Origin of the sequence: Streptomyces caniscabiei (assembly GCF_014930365.1) — a bacterium.
GTDB classification, from domain to species: domain Bacteria; phylum Actinomycetota; class Actinomycetes; order Streptomycetales; family Streptomycetaceae; genus Streptomyces; species Streptomyces caniscabiei.
Genome location: NZ_JABXWI010000063.1, coordinates 1 through 892, shown reverse-complemented (window position 1 = coordinate 892; position 892 = coordinate 1). Strand labels below are relative to the sequence as shown.

Annotated in this window: 1 rRNA gene; it reads left to right on the top strand. The window is 55.7% G+C overall.

From position 1 onward, the window contains the following. A 23S ribosomal RNA gene (locus tag HW837_RS47970) occupies positions 1 to 892 on the top strand; the annotation flags it as partial.

Genomic DNA, 892 nt, shown 5'->3' with positions numbered 1-892 from the left:
GGTGGAGCCGACGGACCAGACTTGCAGTAGGTGAGTGATGGGGTGACGCAGGAAGGTAGTCCATCCCGGGCGGTGGTTGTCCCGGGGTAAGGGTGTAGGACGTCAGGTAGGTAAATCCGCCTGGCAATAGTCTGAGACCTGATGCCGAGCCGATTGTGGTGAAGTGGATGATCCTATGCTGTCGAGAAAAGCCTCTAGCGAGTTTCATGGCGGCCCGTACCCTAAACCGACTCAGGTGGTCTGGTAGAGAATACCGAGGCGTTCGGGTGAACTATGGTTAAGGAACTCGGCAAAATGCCCCCGTAACTTCGGGAGAAGGGGGGCCATCACTGGTGATCCGATTTACTCGGTGAGCTGGGGGTGGCCGCAGAGACCAGCGAGAAGCGACTGTTTACTAAAAACACAGGTCCGTGCGAAGCCGTAAGGCGATGTATACGGACTGACGCCTGCCCGGTGCTGGAACGTTAAGGGGACCGGTTAGTCACTCTTCGGGGTGGCGAAGCTGAGAACTTAAGCGCCAGTAAACGGCGGTGGTAACTATAACCATCCTAAGGTAGCGAAATTCCTTGTCGGGTAAGTTCCGACCTGCACGAATGGCGTAACGACTTCTCGACTGTCTCAACCATAGGCCCGGTGAAATTGCACTACGAGTAAAGATGCTCGTTTCGCGCAGCAGGACGGAAAGACCCCGGGACCTTTACTACAGTTTGATATTGGTGTTCGGTTCGGCTTGTGTAGGATAGCTGGGAGACTGTGAAGCTCGGACGCCAGTTCGGGTGGAGTCGTCGTTGAAATACCAGTCTGGTCGTGCTGGATGTCTAACCCGGGTCCGTGATCCGGATCGGGGACAGTGTCTGATGGGTAGTTTAACTGGGGCGGTTGCCTCCCAAAG